Consider the following 16,591-nt stretch of genomic DNA (forward strand, 5'->3'; position numbering starts at 1 on the left):
TTGTGGTTTTAGTTAAAGCCTAGGTAGCGTGGCAGCCACAGGGCAATTTCGGGTTCTGCGATAACGATCAGCATGGTCGCTCCCATACCCAGCAGCAGCCAGCCTACCCAGCGCAGTGTGCTTTCCATGGGCACGCCTGCGATACGGCAGGACACCATCAGGTTGACGGCCACTGGTGGGGTGAACTGGCCCAGGGCCACGTTCAAGGTCAGCAGCACGCCGAACCAGACGGGATGCCAGCCAAAGTTGTAGACGATGGGCATGAAGAGCGGCACGAAGATCAGGAAGATCGAGATGCCGTCCAGGAACATGCCCAGCACAATCAGCATGACAATCATCAGCGCCAGAATGCCGTACTCGCCCAGACCGGAGTTGATGATGGCATTGGTGACGGGGTCAACAATGCTCAGGGTGGACAGAGCCCAGGCAAAAATACCGGCCAGGGCAACCACCATCATGATGACGGCTGATAATTCGGCAGCTTCCCGCAGGATCAGAAAAAGATCGCGAAACTTGATGGTGCGATGGATGACCATGCCCACAAACAGGCCATAAAACACGGCCACCACGGCGGCTTCAGTGGGGGTGAACAGACCCAGACGCATACCGCCCAGAATGATCACTGGTGCAATCAGGCCCCAGGAGGCTTCGCGCAGGCTGCGCCAGAATGGCGGCCGTGGCAGCTCGGCCTCGGCCATGCCCAGCTTGTGGCGACGCGAGAGCCAGACGGCTGGAATGATCAGGCCAATACCGGCCAGAATGCCGGGGAACATCCCTGCGGCAAACAGCGCAGGCACGGAGGCTTCGGGCACCAGTACCGAGTAAATAATGAAGGCAATCGAAGGCGGAATCAGGATGTCTGTGGCGGCGCCTGCAGCCACAATACTGGCGGCAAAGGGGCTGGGGTAACCGGCGCGCTTCATGGCACCAATCATGACGGCACCTACCGCAGCCGCGCAGGCTGGCCCCGAGCCGGAAATACCGCCCAGAAACATGGCAACGCCAATGGCGACGACCGGCAGCATGCCCGGCCCACGGCCTACCAGGGATACAGCGAAATTCACCAGGCGGCTGGCCACGCCAGAGCGGTCAAAGATGGAGCCCACCAGCACAAACATGGGAATGGCCAGCAAGGGATACTTGGCCAGACCGGCGTAAAAGCTTTGTGGCACGGCCATCAGACCGAACCAGTGGGTATCCAGGTTGGACATCAAGATGGCGAAAGCGCCGCCTATGCCCAGGGACACGCCAACAGGTACGCCCACCAACATCAGGGCGATGAAAATGACGAACAACAGGGTCGCAATCATGATTTAGCCTGCCAACGACGTACCCACATGCCCAACAAGCGCAGGCTCAGGGTAGTGGACAGGATGGGCAGCCACATGCTGTACCACCAGGTCGGCACCCCGATCGATGGCGAGGTATCGCCCCACTCGAATTCATCCAGGGCCATGCGCCCCGACAGAACGGCCATGCCGATAAAGAACAGCAGGCTCATGCCAATGCCAAACAAGGCCAGGCGGCGTTGACGACGCTTTGTGCCCGCATCGGCAAAGACTTCAATACGAATGTGCAGGTGGCGCACACAGGCGCTGGCACCAGCATTCATGGTCAGGACGACCAGCAAGAAGATGGAGATTTCCTCGGTCCAGGCAAAGGAGCTATCGGTCAGATAGCGCACGATCACGTTGGCAAAGGTAATTAAAGCCAGGGCCGCCATGATCAGGACTGAAGCCCAGTCCTCTATTTGCAAAGGAATACGCAGGCCGGATTCGGCGGGCGAGGCGACGTGATTATCAGGTGTATCTGTAGAACTTGAATCCATGAGATCTGTCAGATTTGGCAATAAAGCTACATGCTAGCGGTCAAAGACTGGGCTGGCAGTGAGTAATTTCCCCCGGTGCAAAAGCACCTGCGGGCCGTAGTCGGCCAGGGGAAAGACGGTAGGGATAAGGGCGAGCACACACACAAAGTGGGGGTTTGTGTAGTCGCGTAGCTGATGAGGTGTGAACCTGGCCCGGCACGGCGAACCGACCTGTGGTGGGGTGTTCGGCCTGGGCTCGGCGGGGGTGTTGCCGGGCCTGTGCGGGCAATTAGCAGGGGTAAACAAACGGCCCCGGAGGGCCGCTTGAGCTAAGTGCGAGCTGAGGGAAGCTTACTCTTTTTTACCGCCCTTTTTCTCTTTTTTGCCTTCTTTGTCCTTTTTGGACGCCTTCTTGTCCTTATTTTTATCTTTGCCTTTATCTTTCTTTTTGGCTTTTTCTTTCTTCTTCTTTTTGTCTTTCTTATCTTTCTTGTCTTTTTCGCTGACGGATTCTTTATCGTTGTCAGCGTCTTCGTCTTTATCCTGATCAGACTTATCCTTTGCCGCTGTTTTACTTTCGGCAGCCTTTGAATCAGCGGCTTTTAGTTTGGACGATACCGGCGCTTTGCGGGCCTGTTCCATTTCGGCATCCAGTTCTGCGGCTACTTCACGCAGCTCTTCCGCAACAACTTGAGAGCGGTCAGGTGGCAGGGCAATCATGGTGCCACGGCACTGGGGGGCGCCGCACAGGCAGCGATAGTTCTGCTTGAGCTCGTCGGTGATTTCATCGTCAATGACCAGCGAGTAGTCATACAGCAGCTCTTCCCCGGCAGCGATATTGCGCATGGCCACAATAAACACACGCGAGCCGTCCGCGTTCTCGTGGCCTTCACAGTTGGGGGCACAAGAATGATTGATCCAGCGCGAATCATTGCCACCCTGGCCGCCATCGACAATCTTGCCGTTGCTCAATGCAAAGAAGAATGTGTGAAAGGGCTCATCGGGATTAACCGGGAAAAGCGCATCAGCCTGTTCGGGCGTGAGCCGTTTACCGGCGTATTGCAGGATGCGAGTTCCTTCTGGAATATCGCGTAGCGCAAACACGCCATTGCCATGCAGTTTGGATGGTTTAACGACGTGCCAGGGTTGGCGTTGAGTGACCATGGGGAATCAGCCTGTAAAAGGGGATAAACTGGACGGCGATATCTATCTTACAAAACATGCAGGGCTACGCAACCATGTCACTTGAAACGACCGCCCATAACGGCGCGCAAATCTTGCTCGAAACCTTGATCGCTCAGGGTGTAGATACCATTTTTGGTTATCCTGGCGGAGCGGTGTTACCGCTCTATGATGCTCTTCATGCGCAACCGCGAATTCGTCATATTTTGGTTCGTCACGAGCAAGCCGCTGTACATGCGGCTGAAGGTTATGCCCGCAGCACCGGCAAACCCGGTGTGGTGCTGGTGACATCCGGCCCCGGTATGGCCAATACGACCTCTGGTTTGCTGGATGCCTTGTGCGATTCTATCCCTGTCCTGTGTATTAGTGGGCAAGTCGCGACGACAGCGATTGGTACTGCTGCTTTCCAGGAGTGCGATGCCATCGGTATTTCGCGCCCTGTCACCAAATGGAATGCTCAGGTTCGCCGTATTGAAGATGTGGCCTCCCTGACAGCCAAAGCCCTGCGTCTGTGTACACAAGGCCGTCCCGGCCCGGTGTTGCTGGACTTCCCTAAAGATATTCAGATTGCCACCCTGGCGGCTGCCAGTGCGGAAGCTCCTGCACAGGAAGAGGCTGACAGCCTGCTGGCTCCTGCTGCTCCGGCTCCTGCTCAGGAAGCTGCAATCAAGCGTGCGGCCGCCATGATCGCCCATGCGCGTCGCCCTGTGTTTTACGGCGGTGGCGGCCTGATCAACTCTGGTGCCGATGCCAGCCATGCCTTTACCAGTCTGGTTCAGGAAACCGGCGCGCCTTGTACGCTGACCCTGATGGGTTTGGGTGCTTACCCCGCACGTGACGAGCAGTTCGTAGGCATGTTGGGCATGCACGGCACGCTGGAAGCCAATCTGGCCATGCACCATGCGGATCTGATTATCTGTGTGGGCGCTCGTTTCGATGACCGCATTACCGGCCGTCTGTCCGATTTCTGCCCGCATGCCAGCAAGATTCATATTGATATCGACCCCGGCTCCATCGACAAGGTTGTGCGTGCCGATGTGGCTTTGGTGGGTGATTGTTATCCCCTGCTGCGTGCTTTGCGTAAAGAGCTGTCTCATCATGAGTTGCCCGAAGGCCGTCTGAATGACTGGTGGCAGCGCATTGGCGTCTGGCGTGCGCAGGAGTGTTTGAAGGTGACCCCTCGCAGCGACGCGATCTTGCCGCAGCACTTGCTGCAAAGTCTGGATTCGCACCTGGAAGGACGCGATGCGATTGTGTCTACCGATGTGGGTCAGCATCAGATGTGGGCGGCTCAATACATCAAATTTGATCGCCCTCGTCGCTGGCTGACGTCGGGTGGTGCAGGCACCATGGGCTATGGCGTACCGGCTGCTTTTGGAGCGCAGATTGCGCATCCCGACAAGCTGGTGGTGTGTGTCAGTGGAGACGCGTCAGTCTTGATGAACATTCAGGAACTGGCCAGTGCCGTGCAACATCGCGCGCCTATCAAGGTCATTTTGTGCAATAACCGCCACATGGGGATGGTGCGTCAGTGGCAAGAGCTGATTCACGATGGCCGTTACAGCCATAGCTATAACGAAGCCCTGCCCGATTTCGTGGCCTTGTCGCGTGCCTTTGGTTGGGAAGCCGAGCGCGTGGAGCATCCTGATCAACTGGATGCGGCTCTGGAACGCTGTCTGGCCCACGATGGCCCCTTCTTCCTGAACGTGGAAGTGCTGGCGCTGGAGAACTGTTTCCCCATGATGCCAGCGGGCTATGGCCATCAGCAGGTCATGTTGTCCGAAGATAACTGGTACGTAGAAGAATAAAGTGCCGGGCTGGGACACAGGCGTAAAAACCCCTATGTCCCAGCCCGAGTACTACGCATTAAATACACTGATCCATTCAGACAGGAGGGGCATGCATGATGTACCGTCACATGAAGAACCGTCTTTTGGCCGCGGGTTTGATGCTGGGCCTGGGCCTGGCGGCGGGAGCTGCTACGGCGCAGACTTCCTTGAAGCTGGCCTACGCCTTGTCCACCAGCTCCCACTATGGTGCGGGCGCCAAGGCCTTTGCCAGTGCCTTGGAAAAGGATGGCAACTACACCATTGAGGCCTTTCCCAACAGCGCCCTGGGTGGCGAGCGCGAGGTTATTGAAGGCTTGCAGCTAGGCACGATTGATCTGGCGATTGTGTCTACCGGCGCAACTCTGAACTTTGTCCCTAAAACGGGCGTATTCGATATCCCTTTCCTGTTCCGCGATCTGACACATGCTCGCCATGTGCTGGATGGCAAGATTGGTCAGGATATGCTGGCTGAATTTCCCAAGCGTGGCATTGTGGCTTTGGCCTGGGGTGAGCAAGGCTTCCGTCACCTGACCAATAATGTGCGCCCGGTCACCACGCCTGCCGATGCCAAGGGTCTGAAGATCCGCACGACAGAAAACCCGATTCACATCGCCGCATTCCGTGAGCTTGGTATTCTGGCGACGCCTATGGCCTGGCCTGAAGTAGCGACTGCCTTACAACAAGGTACGATCGATGGCCAGGAAAACCCCTTGTCCGTGATTGTGTCGGCCAAGCTGCCACAGTTGCAGAAGTATCTGTCGCTGACGGCTCACGTTTATGGTCCAGCCCTGGTGTTGATGTCGCCTGCGGTCTATGACGGCCTGTCCGACCAGGACAAGCAGTTGATGCGCGATGCCGGTGTCACTGCGGCCCAGGCCATGCGTGATTATGTGGACGATATCGAAAAAACCGGTGTGGATGCCGTCAAGGCCGAAGGTATGCAGGTTAATACCGTTGACCATGCTGCGTTTGCCAAAGCGGTAGAGCCTATCTATCCCCAGTACTACAAGCAGTTCGGCCAGGAGCTGGTCGAGGCCATCCGTCAGACTCAATAAACGGCGCTCATCATGAAAGCTCTGTTGTCCATGTTGGATAAGGGCCTGTTCCGTCTGGTGTCCTGGGTGACGCAGTTGCTGCTGCTTTCGGCAGTAGCGGCTGCGTTCTATCAAGTGGTGGCGCGTTTTGTACTCCAGTCCCCTGCTGACTGGAGCGAGGCCTGGTCGCGCGCCGCTCTGATCTGGACGGTCATGCTGGGTCTTTGTCTGGCCTTGCGCCAGGGCGCCATGCTGAGCGTGGACGTGCTGCGTTTATGGGTGGGGCAGCGGACTCAGCGTTGGCTGGATGGTGCCGTGCTGCTGACATGTCTGGGTTTTTTTGGTCTGCTGACTTGGGTCGGCATTCAAATGACCTGGCGGGTGCGCTTCCAAACTATGCCTAGTCTGGAATGGTCCATTTCCTGGGTGTATATCGCAATTCCGATTGGGGCTGTGCTGGCCATCTTGAGTCTGTTGGCCCGCTGGTTAGACAATCCGGCGCCCGCCGTCGTGGATAACACCCAGCTCTAGCTCAATACCTGCACCGTGCCTGTAAAGCACCACCGAACTCTGGATGCCTGGCGGGCATCTGTTTAGACCGGAGACCGTATCGTGTCCCAGATCATGCTTGTGTCCATGCTGCTGTTTTTTGTATTGACGGTGCCCGTGGCGATTGCCGTGGGGCTGGCCAATATGGCGGGGGTAGCGTGGGAGGGGCGCATGACGTTTCTGGTCATTGCCCAGCAGCTCTATGCCGCTCTGGACAAATACCCCCTGGTTGCCGTGCCGTTCTTTATTTTGGCGGGCAATCTGATGGAATCGGGTGGCATGTCCAATCGCATGGTGGAGTTTGCCAAAAGTCTGGTGGGCGGTGTGCAAGGGGGGTTAGCCTGTAGCTGTGTGCTGACCTGCATGATTTTCGCTGCGGTAGCGGGCTCCAGTGTGGCTACCACCTTCGCGGTGGGGGCGATCCTGATTCCGGCTATGGTCCGACATGGTTACCCCACTCCTTTTGCCGCATCCTTGCAAGCCTCTGCTGCAGAGCTGGGGGTCATCATTCCCCCGTCGATTCCCATGATTTTGTTCGCCGTATCGACTGATACCTCAGTGGGTGAGCTGTTTGTCGCGGGAATTGGCCCTGGTTTGCTGATCGGCGGCGCCTTGATGATTTATGTGTGGTTGTATGCACGTCGTCATGGTCTGGGTTTACAGGATGGTGTGGGTCGTCTTGGCGTCTGGACGGCGTTTCGGCAAGCCTGGCTGGCCTTGCTGATGCCGGTGATTATTTTGGGCGGAATTTACGGGGGCATTTTCACGCCGACGGAAGCATCAGCGGTGGCGGTGGTGTATGCCTTGATCGTGAGCATGTTTGTTTATCGCAGCGTTAAATGGAGCGATCTGTCCAAGGTTTTGCATCGCTCGGTGGTTTCCACGGCTGTGATCATGTTCATCATTGCCAACGCGGGTGTGTTCGGTTTCTTGCTTAACCGCACTGGTATTCCGGCTGCCATGGGGGTCTGGTTGGGCGAGCTGTTCAGCAGTCCCATGATGTTTTTGCTGGGTGTGAATGCGGCCTTGTTTGTGGTTGGGATGTTTGTCGAGACTTCCGCCTCGATTGTGGTCTTGGCTCCGCTCTTGTTGCCGGTCGCCATGCAGTTTGGCATTGATCCGGCGCACTTCGGGATCATCATGGTGGTCAATCTGGCCTTGGGCATGGTGACTCCGCCTTTTGGTGTGAACCTGTTTGCGGCGTGTTCGGTCGCCGGGATTTCTCTGGAAAAACTGATACGACCGTTGCTGCCTTTTGTGGTCGTCATCCTGGCCTGCTTGATGCTGATCAGCTATGTGCCAGAAGTCAGTTTGTGGGCTCGAGACCTGGTGTACCGTTGATGGATTCTCTGCTTTCTTGAGCGGTATTCATGAGCTATTTTGCCCTGTTGTTAGTTCACCTTTTGGCGGCGATTTTTTTCATCGGCACGGTGTTTTTTGAAGTGCTGATGTTGTCGCCTCTGGCACGTCAGGTGTCCCGCCCCGCAATGCGGGAGTTTGAACATGCGTTGGGGCGGCGGGCGCGCCGCATCATGCCCTGGGTCTTGTTATTGCTCTACGGCGCAGGCCTGAGCCTGGCTTGGCAGCATCGAGCCTTGTTTGAGGTCGGTGGCGCCAGGGCCTGGATTCTGGGTTTGAAAATCACCTTGGCTTTGAGTGTGTTTGGACACTTCCTGTCCGTCATGGTGATGAGCCGACGCAAAACCATGACGGCCCGCCGATCACGGATTATTCACCTTAGTGTGTTTGCGCACGTACTGCTGATTGTGGTGCTGGCTAAGGCATTGTTTTATTTACCGCTTTAATCGTGGGTTTCCATGCCGTTGCATAGCACTTAGTGCGGGTCGAGTTGGTGATAGAGGCGCAGCTTGGCGTAGGAGAGCTTATTAAAAGCCAGGCGCGAGTTCGTGGGGCTCTGGGGGTGGGCTGAGCACTTGCCGGTGCTGCGCACCGGTGCCCTTGTCAGGAGATAGCGCAGGGCGCATCCTGAACTCGCACGATGGTTTGTCCACCGGACAAACCATAAGCGTCGTGCTCAAACAGCAGGATGCTTGGATCCCTGCGCTATCTCCTGACCGCGGCAAGTACTCTGATTCGCCCACCCCCAGAGCCCCACGGACTCGCGCCTTCACACCGTTTTAATACCTCGGCCTTGCAACATTGCTTCGGCTGGTTTTGCATTCGCTAGTTGCTAGTTGCTAGTTGCTAGTTGCTGTGTGGCTTGTGTCGAGTGCCATGCACTATGTGTTGTTTGCCGTTTGATGCTTGTGTGTGTTTAGCAGCTTATGTTTCGGTCGTTTCCCTGCGCCTTGCTCAGGGACGTCGCTCAGGAGCGTCATAAATACTGTGATGGGACTGAGGTCATAAGGGTAAGAAGTCTTACAGCCTATGGGCAAAGAACTATTGTGAGCCATTCAGGGACAGGGTTTGGGTCTCGGGGCGGTTCAGAGTACTTGCCGCAGGCGAGTGCGGGATCCGGGATGCAAGCGCCCTGCTGTTTGAGCCCGGCGCTTGTGGTTTGTCCGGGGGACAAACCACCGGGCGAGTTCAGGGTGCGCCCGGAGCCTGTACTCGACAAGGGGACCGGTGCGCAGCACACCGGCAAGTGCTCAGCCCGGAGACCCAAACCCTGTCCCTGAATGGCGTCTCCACAGAGACTCTCTTCCCAGCCTGCCAGCTCTACACGATTGCCCATAAAAAAACGGCCCCCAAAAAAGGAGGCCGTTCTTCCAAACAAGCCGAGCTTTTTACTCTGCCTTGCTAGCCGTCTTTTTAGCAGCTGTTTTCTTTGCCGCCGTCTTCTTGGCGGCTGTTTTCTTCACTGCTGTCTTTTTAGCCGCTGCTTTAGTTGCCGTTTTCTTGGCCGCCGACTTGCGGGCTGGTTTCTCTGGCCGAGGCTCGAACTCGAAACCGATCTTGCCGTCTGCCTGACGCACCAGGAAGGCCTTGAACTTGCGATTGGTACGTGAGGACACAAAACCGTCCAGCAAGTCCGTCTTGCCTTCGCCCAACAGCTTGGCCATCTGCTCGCGGGTGATCTCTTGCTGCAAAATCACCTTGCCGCTACGGAAGTCGCAACTCTTGGATGGGCCAACCGACTTTTCGCACAAATAACGCAAGCCGTGCTCAAAAACGGAAGACTGACACTTGGGGCATGGGCCCACCGGGGTCTGACCGCTGAAGTCCAGGGTCTCGTCTTCATCGTCATCATTCTGGCCGAAGTCGAACTCCAGCTTGAATTCATCGGTGATGCGCAGCAGTGCCGCAAAGGGGCGGCCCATTTTGCTGATGAAACCAGGCAATGGACCCAGTTCCTTCTTGGCCAGCAGCTCTTCGACTTCCGGCAGTTCAAACGTGCGACCGCCGGGGTGCTTGCCAATAGAGAAGTCGCAAGCCGTGCAGGCATAACGACGGTAGTTCTCTTTGACCACTGCACCACACTTGGGGCATGGTGTCTGCAAAGTCGCGTAATCGCCAGGGACGGTGTCGCGTTCATACTCTTTAGCGCGCTTGACGATGACTTGCGTCATTTGTGCAATTTCGCGCATGAAGACATCGCGGTCCAACTGGCGCTGCTCGATCTGTTTGAGCTGATGCTCCCATTCTCCGGTCAACTCGGGGGAGGTCAGTTCGCTAACACCCAGGCCAGACAGCAAAGTCATCAACTGACGCGCCTTGGCGCTAGGCACCAGCTCGCGGCCTTCACGGCGCAGGTAGGCTTCGTTCAGCAGGCCTTCAATAATGGCGGCGCGAGTGGCTGGTGTGCCCAGACCACGCTCGGACATGGCTTCGCGCAAGGCTTCGTCATCGACCAGCTTGCCCGCGCTTTCCATGGCCGACAGCAAGGTCGCTTCTGTAAAGCGTGCAGGCGGCTTGGTGGCCAGCGCTTTGGTGTTGACGTCTTCAGTGCGGACCTTCTCGCCATCGGCAACAGGCACTAGAGAAGCATCTTCACCTTGAGCATCGCGGCCATAAATAGCCAGCCAGCCCGGTTTGACCAGCACTTTGCCTTCCGTCTTGAAGTGGTGTCCCGACACCTGCGTAATACGCGTGGTGACGCGGAATTCCGCTGCCGGGAAGAACACGGCCAGGAAACGACGGCTGATCAGCTCGTAAATCTTGTGTTCGGCATCGCTCAGTTCCCGAGGCACCTGCAAGGTGGGGATGATGGCAAAGTGATCCGAAACCTTTTTGTTGTCGAAAATACGACGGTTAGGTTTTACCCATTTCTGCTCAACCACTTCCTGCGCAAACGGTTGCACCGAAGCGCTGGCGGGCGTGCCGCTGTCGGCCAGGGCGCGCATGGTTTCTTGCACGGTGGTGACATAGTCTTCGGGCAGATAGCGCGAATCCGTACGTGGGTAAGTCAGGGCCTTGTGGCGTTCGTACAGTGTCTGCGCCAAAGACAAGGTGGTCTTGGCGGAGAAACCGAAGCGCGAGTTGGCTTCGCGTTGCAGCGAGGTCAAATCAAACAGGGCGGGCGACATCTGCGTGCTGGGCTTGGATTCCTCGGTGACAACACCGGGTTGCTCGCGGCACGCAGCCACAATGGTTTGGGCCGCCGTCAGGGACCAGAGGCGCGAGTCTTTCTTCTCGGCGTCGTGCTCGTCTTTGGTGAATTTAGGGTCAAACCAGCGGCCGGTATACAAGCCTGCGGCAGCGATAAAGTCCGCGTGGACTTCCCAGTAATCGCGCGACACGAACTGGCGAATACGGTTTTCGCGCTCGTTCACGATAGCCAGCGTGGGGGTTTGCACACGGCCCACGGGGGTTTTGAAAAAGCCGCCGTCCTTGCTGTTGAAGGCCGTCATGGCACGGGTGCCGTTAATGCCCACCAGCCAGTCTGCCTCGGCGCGCGAACGTGCCGCCGCTTCCAGCGGTTTCATGTCCTCGTCATCGCGCAGATTCTCAAATGCTTCACGAATCGCCGATTGTGTCATCGAACGTAACCAAAGCCTTTGCACCGGTTTTTTCGCCCCGGCGTACTGCATAATGTAGCGAAAAATCAGCTCGCCCTCGCGCCCCGCGTCACAGGCATTAATAACAGCGGTGACATCTTTTCGTTTGATCAGCTTGACCAGCAGTTTCAAGCGCTCAGTCGATTTCTTGTCAGTCGGGTTGAGCTCAAACTGAGGGGGAATAACAGGTAGATGTGTGAAGCTCCACTTGCCGCGGACCGGATCATTAGGGGCCACCAGGCCCAGCAGATGGCCGATGCTGGAGGCCAGCACATAGCGATCGCTTTCAAAATAATCACCTTCTCGAGTGAAACCGCCCAATGCCCGCGAGATATCTACGGCGACAGAAGGTTTCTCGGCAATGATTAGTGTTTTATCCATATGATTCCAGTGACAGCAACTGCGCTGCAATGCGCGAAATGATACGAGGTGCTTATCCCTCTATGCAAGTTATGAGAACTGACAAGACTAACGTATGGCCAACGGACTGGCGAGTATTTCTCACAAAACTAGCCTGGGGTTTGGCTGTTTTGCTGCTTGCCAGTGGTCTGGTGACCTGGATTGCGGCCAATTGGGAAAACTGGGGGCATGTTGCCAAATTTGCCCTTGCTCAAGGAGCCGTGCTGATTTCAGCAGGACTGGCCTTGCTGCTTCGCCGACGTTCCGGTGGCTGGGGACATGATCTGGGAGTGCCTGCTGCTTTGACCGGCCTGGCCGCCGTGGCCACGGGCGGTTTGCTGGCGCTGATTGGCCAGACTTATCAGACTGGCGCGGACCCCTGGCAGCTTTTCGCATTGTGGACTGTGCTGATCATACCTTGGGTATTCACGGTGCGCAGTGTCTTTCTGTCGGTGCTGTGGCTGGTACTGATTAATACCGCCCTGTACTTATGGATAGATGTGACCCGCCTGGGCTGGTTTGAGCGTACCTATACTTCGCAGACCTTGATGGCTCTGGGGGTGAATGCGTTGCTGTTGCTGGCGGCTGAAACCATTTGGCGCGCGCGTTATGACCCGTGGCGCATCCTGCCGCGTGTGGCGGCGATTGCGGTGGGCTTTTTCATTGGTGCCCAGGTCATGGAAGGCGACTTCCTGCTGGGACTGGTTCTGTTCCTGGTGTTGTACGGTATTTATCACTACCGCCGCCCGGATTTGCTGATCATGTCGCTGGCCGCGTTCGGGGCTTATGGCTCCTTGAGCGCATTGATCATCGAGCATGCGGGGGATGCTTTCCTCTTGATCGTGGTGGTGATCGTGGGGCTGGGTCTGGGGCTGCTGCGTTTCTTGCAGCAGCAGGTCGTCAATTGGCGACGGACTCATGGCGGCGAGGCCTTGGCTGCTAAAGAAGATACAGTGGGCGCTATCAAGGCCGATCTTGATTCAGGTGCCACATTGGCAACGGCCTCGGTAGTTGATGCAACAACTACCACTGTCACGGCAAATGCCACTGCTGGAACCGAAGCGGCTGCAACTCAATCAACTGTCAACGCAGCAGCGGCAACAAGTCCTGCGGCTCCAACAGCAGAGGTCCTGGCCAATGCTCAGGCCAGCGTCCAGGCTGATGCCGCTACGCAAGCTCAACAACCGGCTCAGGCAGATGCACTGGATACTCAAGGCAGTGATGAACATCACCCTTGGTATCTGCGGCTGATCAAGCTGTTCCTGTTCCTGCTTCTGCCGCTGATCATCCTGTTGTACTTGGTCGTCTCGCTGGATTTGAGCCTGGAAGTGCTAGGTGTATTGGGCGGGATCATGGCGGCGGTGTCCCCGTTGCTTTTTGCCAAAGCGCATACCGTGCCCAGTCGAGATCTGGTGGGCGGCTGGGTAGCGTGTGCGATCCTGCTGCTTAGTATGCCCATTGTGGACATGCGCTATCCCTGGCCTAACGAAGTCAGCGCCATGTTGGCGGTGGTGATCAGCACCTTGCTATATAGACAGGCCAAGGGCCAGTTTGTGCTGCGCATGCTGCTGACGCTCTGGGCCTTGGCCGCGATTGAGTTTCTGGTGATCGAGCGCTTGTTTGATCGCTGGGCCATGATGCCTTACTGGGTGCTGGAAATACCTGCGGCCTTCATGTTCTTTGCGGCGCTGCTGCTGGGGCATCTCTATTTGCGCGATGGCAAGAAGTCCACCTTCTGGCAGCCCCTGTTCTGGTCCTTGTTGCTGTGTGCTCAAATTCACATTGTGTCTGCAAGCACCTTGTTTTTTTCCATTCCTTTCTGGGATGAAACGCGCCCTTATCTGACACCAGCCGGTTTCTTGTTGGCGATAGCCCCGGTAGCCATCCTGGCGTTTTACTGGCGCGGTTGGCGCGAACAGCCACTGGTCTATGGCATTGCCTTGCTGGGCCTGGCCGCCTTGTGCGCGGTCTGGACGCCCTATCCGCCTGTGGCTTTGGCCCTGAGCTGGATTCTGGCTGCTTACGCTTGGCGTTACCTGAGCTTGATGGCCGTGGCCGTAGCCATGGGCTTGTTCTGCCTGTGGCGTCTGTATTACATCCTGGACATCAGCCTGCTGGACAAGGCCGAGCTGTTGCTGGCAACCGGCGTAGGCTGCCTGGTGTTTGCTTACCTGGGCCAGTTGGGACGTAAGAAAGCTGCCGCCGAGTCGACTGTGCAAACGGCTCCCAAAGGGATCGTGGCTAGTGTCTTGCTGGGCACTGTGCTGATTCTTGGGGTGGCCAATGTAGCGATTGTGCAAAAAGAACGGATCCTGAGCGACGGCCAGACTGTTCTGCTGGAGCTGGCCCCCGTGGACCCGCGCTCCTTGATGCAGGGCGACTATATGTCCTTGAACTTCGCTCTGTCGCAAAACCTGTCTTATCTGTCCTGGCGCTTACCCAAGGATGCAGTCGACAAGATTGAGTCCCAGCAGTGGGTCGTGATTGGCGTACAGCTAGATGAGAACAAGGTAGCGCAGATGAAAGGCATTTATCTGGAGCTGGATGGTCAGGAACGCCTGTGGAGCGAAGAAGGGCCCGTGGCTGAAACGGGTGATGTGATGCGCTTGCGCATGCGTCGTCACCGCAATAACTGGACGCCCGGCACGGATGCCTGGTTCTTTGCGGAAGGCTCGGCAGATCGCTTTGATGCAGCCCGTTACGGCGAGTTTGCCGTGGTCGAGGGCGGCCAAAGCTTGCTGCGCGCGATGCTGGACAAGGACAGGCAGGTCATCAAGTAAGCCTGCGCCCATTGTCCTGAGGCCGGATTGCTTTTAACAGAGGCGATCCGGCTTTCTTGTATTTGGGCTGTCTCTATAAAGAAGGCTGAACATTGTTCAGGCGCCAGCAAGACCCATCAAAAAGGCCCGAATCCGATGTGCTGTCGGATTCGGGCCTTGGTTTTTTGCTTGTGAGGGACCCTCTTTATCGGGGCCGTTTCCTGAACAAAAATATGGTTCCTGTGTACGTGCTTAATGAGACTGACGGGTGGAGTCGTCGCTGAGCAGCTCTTCAAAGATCAGGTGATCGATCTCGGCTTCGTGGCTCCAGAGAACCATCAGGGCAACAATTTTTATTTTGTCCAAAGACACGGGGCTTTCATCCACCGTCATGGCGCTTTCAATCAAAATTTCGCGCAGGTGGGCGGTAAGAGCGCCGGAATTTTGCAAAAAGGTGATGAAACCCATGGCATCAGCGCCCAGCACATGCTGTTCGTGCTCAGAAAAAATACGCTGACTGATGGGACTGAGTTGAGCCGTAGGCTGACACTGTTGCGAGGTCTCGCCCAGTGCATGTAACCAGCCCAGTGCGTCGTTGATGTCCTCGTCTTCAAAGCCAATAGCGGCCAGCTTGTGGGCCAGAACCTCCGCCTTGGGACAGGACTGGGGGTTGTAATACGTCTCGAATAGATAAACCAGGATATCAAACATGGGTATAAGGTTGCCGTCCTAAGTGATTAAAAAAACTGCGTGATTTCGGTAACCAGTGACCAAACTTTACGCTGATTTGCGGTAGGGGGCAAATGGGGTGTCCGGAGGATGGAGGGGTCTTGCCTTGTGCTTTCAGGCGGCTTTTTGCCTGTTTTTGCTCTGGCTGCGGCCGGTTCGGGCCGAGCATCCCTACAATTGGAACATAAATCGATTGTTGGGGCAGAAACTGTCGTTTATTTGAAACCTTGCAGGCTGCTTGGCAGAGTCTGAAAGCTCACGACACTAGCTGGCATCCGCATCCGCATCCGCATCCGCATCCGCATCCGCATCCGCATCCGCATCCGCATCCGCATCCAGCCTCGGCTCGTTACTTAGTTGTTCGGGCCTTGGTCTGCAGGTAGCGGGAAGCGTTGAGCCCAGGCGCTGATGGCCTGGCTCCAGAATTCGTCCAAGGTGTTCGCCGCCAAGGGAGCAAAACCCAGAAAGGCCCAGACCCGGTTCAGGGTTTCCAGTGGATGGTCCAAATCAAAGGCCGGGGCATGGTTCTGCTTGGAGAGCTTGCGGCCTTGCTCATCGCAGGCCAGCGGCACGTGCAGAGTGCGCGGGACAGGCAGGCCCAGAATGCCTTGCAGGACGCGCTGGCGGGCGGTGGAGCTGAGCAAGTCGGCTCCCCTGACCACATCGGTGATCTGGCTGTCTGCATCGTCGATGACCACCACAAACTGATAGGCCCAGAGCTTGTCTGCCCGTTTGAGGATGTAGTCGCCCACTTCTTTAGCGACGTCCTGCTGTTGTGGCCCTGCCCAGCGATCAGTGAAGTGCTCGATACCCTGGGGGACCCGCAGGCGCCAGGCACGTACAGTACGATCCGCAGGGATGCCGTGACGGCAGGTGCCTGCATAGGGATGTTCGGACGAATCCGGGGCGATGGGCAGGGATGCCGCCAGAATCTCCTGGCGGGTGCAGGCGCAGCCGTAAACCAGATCTTGCTCGCGCAGGCGGTCAAAGACTTCCTGATAGCGGGCCAGCCGCTGGCTTTGCCACAGTATGTCACCATCCCAGTGCATGCCCAGTCCCTGCAACTGCTGCATGATGATCTGGTCAGCCCCGGGGACGACGCGTGGCGTGTCTATATCTTCAATACGCAGCAGCCAGCGCCCGTGTTGGGCACGTGCATCCAGGTAGCTGGCCATAGCAGCAACCAGCGAACCCTCGTGCAAGGGACCACTGGGGCTAGGCGCAAAGCGACCACAGTAAGGGGTAAGAGGCTGGGCGGTCATGAGTCGTTCTTAACGGCAAGAGCCCCTGGGTGGGGGCTCTTGTTTGTGCGACTTTACGCCTATTTTTCCAGCCCGGCAATGCG

Annotated in this window: 12 protein-coding genes; 6 read left to right on the top strand and 6 right to left on the bottom strand. The window is 56.9% G+C overall.

The genetic code is table 11. The features are described 5' to 3' along the window. Positions 1 to 8: 8 nt before the first annotated feature. The 3 genes from JYG33_RS14175 to JYG33_RS14185 form a co-directional block, all read right to left on the bottom strand. Positions 9 to 1,310: a TRAP transporter large permease gene (locus JYG33_RS14175; protein WP_207872809.1), complete on the bottom strand. Its 1,302-nt coding sequence runs from the start codon at positions 1,308 to 1,310 to the stop codon at positions 9 to 11. Then, a complete protein-coding gene (locus JYG33_RS14180; protein ID WP_207872810.1) occupies positions 1,307 to 1,828 on the bottom strand; it encodes a TRAP transporter small permease in 522 nt (173 codons plus the stop codon). Before JYG33_RS14180 ends, JYG33_RS14175 begins: the two co-directional genes overlap by 4 nt. A 330-nt stretch (positions 1,829 to 2,158) precedes the next feature. Then, complete coding sequence (locus JYG33_RS14185; RefSeq protein WP_243430183.1) at positions 2,159 to 2,911, bottom strand: SET domain-containing protein-lysine N-methyltransferase; 753 nt, start codon at positions 2,909 to 2,911, stop codon at positions 2,159 to 2,161. A gap of 116 nt (positions 2,912 to 3,027) precedes the next feature. Between JYG33_RS14185 and ilvB the strand changes: the two genes are divergently transcribed. From ilvB to JYG33_RS14210, 5 genes are all read left to right on the top strand, one after another. Then, complete coding sequence (ilvB, locus tag JYG33_RS14190) at positions 3,028 to 4,797, top strand: biosynthetic-type acetolactate synthase large subunit (protein WP_207872812.1); 1,770 nt, start codon at positions 3,028 to 3,030, stop codon at positions 4,795 to 4,797. Between the two features lie 110 nt (positions 4,798 to 4,907). Continuing rightward, positions 4,908 to 5,873, top strand: a complete 966-nt coding sequence (locus JYG33_RS14195; protein WP_207875870.1) for a TRAP transporter substrate-binding protein — start codon at positions 4,908 to 4,910, stop codon at positions 5,871 to 5,873. Between the two features lie 12 nt (positions 5,874 to 5,885). After that, positions 5,886 to 6,383, top strand: a complete 498-nt coding sequence (locus JYG33_RS14200) for a TRAP transporter small permease (protein ID WP_207872813.1) — start codon at positions 5,886 to 5,888, stop codon at positions 6,381 to 6,383. 81 nt (positions 6,384 to 6,464) lie between these two features. Continuing rightward, on the top strand, positions 6,465 to 7,742 hold the full coding sequence (locus JYG33_RS14205) for a TRAP transporter large permease (protein ID WP_207872814.1): 1,278 nt from the start codon (positions 6,465 to 6,467) through the stop codon (positions 7,740 to 7,742). A gap of 29 nt (positions 7,743 to 7,771) precedes the next feature. Then, positions 7,772 to 8,206: a hypothetical protein gene (locus JYG33_RS14210; RefSeq protein WP_207872815.1), complete on the top strand. Its 435-nt coding sequence runs from the start codon at positions 7,772 to 7,774 to the stop codon at positions 8,204 to 8,206. 942 nt (positions 8,207 to 9,148) lie between these two features. Here the strand turns inward: JYG33_RS14210 and JYG33_RS14215 are convergent. Next, entirely contained in the window at positions 9,149 to 11,740 is a 2,592-nt protein-coding gene (locus JYG33_RS14215) for a DNA topoisomerase III (RefSeq protein WP_207872816.1), read from the bottom strand. A gap of 140 nt (positions 11,741 to 11,880) precedes the next feature. Between JYG33_RS14215 and JYG33_RS14220 the strand changes: the two genes are divergently transcribed. After that, the gene (locus JYG33_RS14220) at positions 11,881 to 14,538 is read left to right on the top strand and encodes a GDYXXLXY domain-containing protein (RefSeq protein ID WP_243430184.1); all 2,658 of its coding nucleotides are present in this window, start codon (positions 11,881 to 11,883) and stop codon (positions 14,536 to 14,538) included. A 231-nt stretch (positions 14,539 to 14,769) separates the two neighbouring features. Here JYG33_RS14220 and JYG33_RS14225 read toward each other — a convergent pair whose 3' ends face one another. Both JYG33_RS14225 and gluQRS read right to left on the bottom strand, forming a co-directional pair. Next, entirely contained in the window at positions 14,770 to 15,228 is a 459-nt protein-coding gene (locus JYG33_RS14225; protein ID WP_189393748.1) for a DUF494 domain-containing protein, read from the bottom strand. A 371-nt stretch (positions 15,229 to 15,599) separates the two neighbouring features. Continuing rightward, positions 15,600 to 16,508, bottom strand: a complete 909-nt coding sequence (gene gluQRS / locus JYG33_RS14230; protein WP_207872817.1) for a tRNA glutamyl-Q(34) synthetase GluQRS — start codon at positions 16,506 to 16,508, stop codon at positions 15,600 to 15,602. Between the last annotated feature and the right edge of the window lie 83 nt (positions 16,509 to 16,591).

Source organism: Alcaligenes sp. SORT26 (assembly GCF_017377875.1).
GTDB classification, from domain to species: domain Bacteria; phylum Pseudomonadota; class Gammaproteobacteria; order Burkholderiales; family Burkholderiaceae_B; genus Alcaligenes; species Alcaligenes parafaecalis.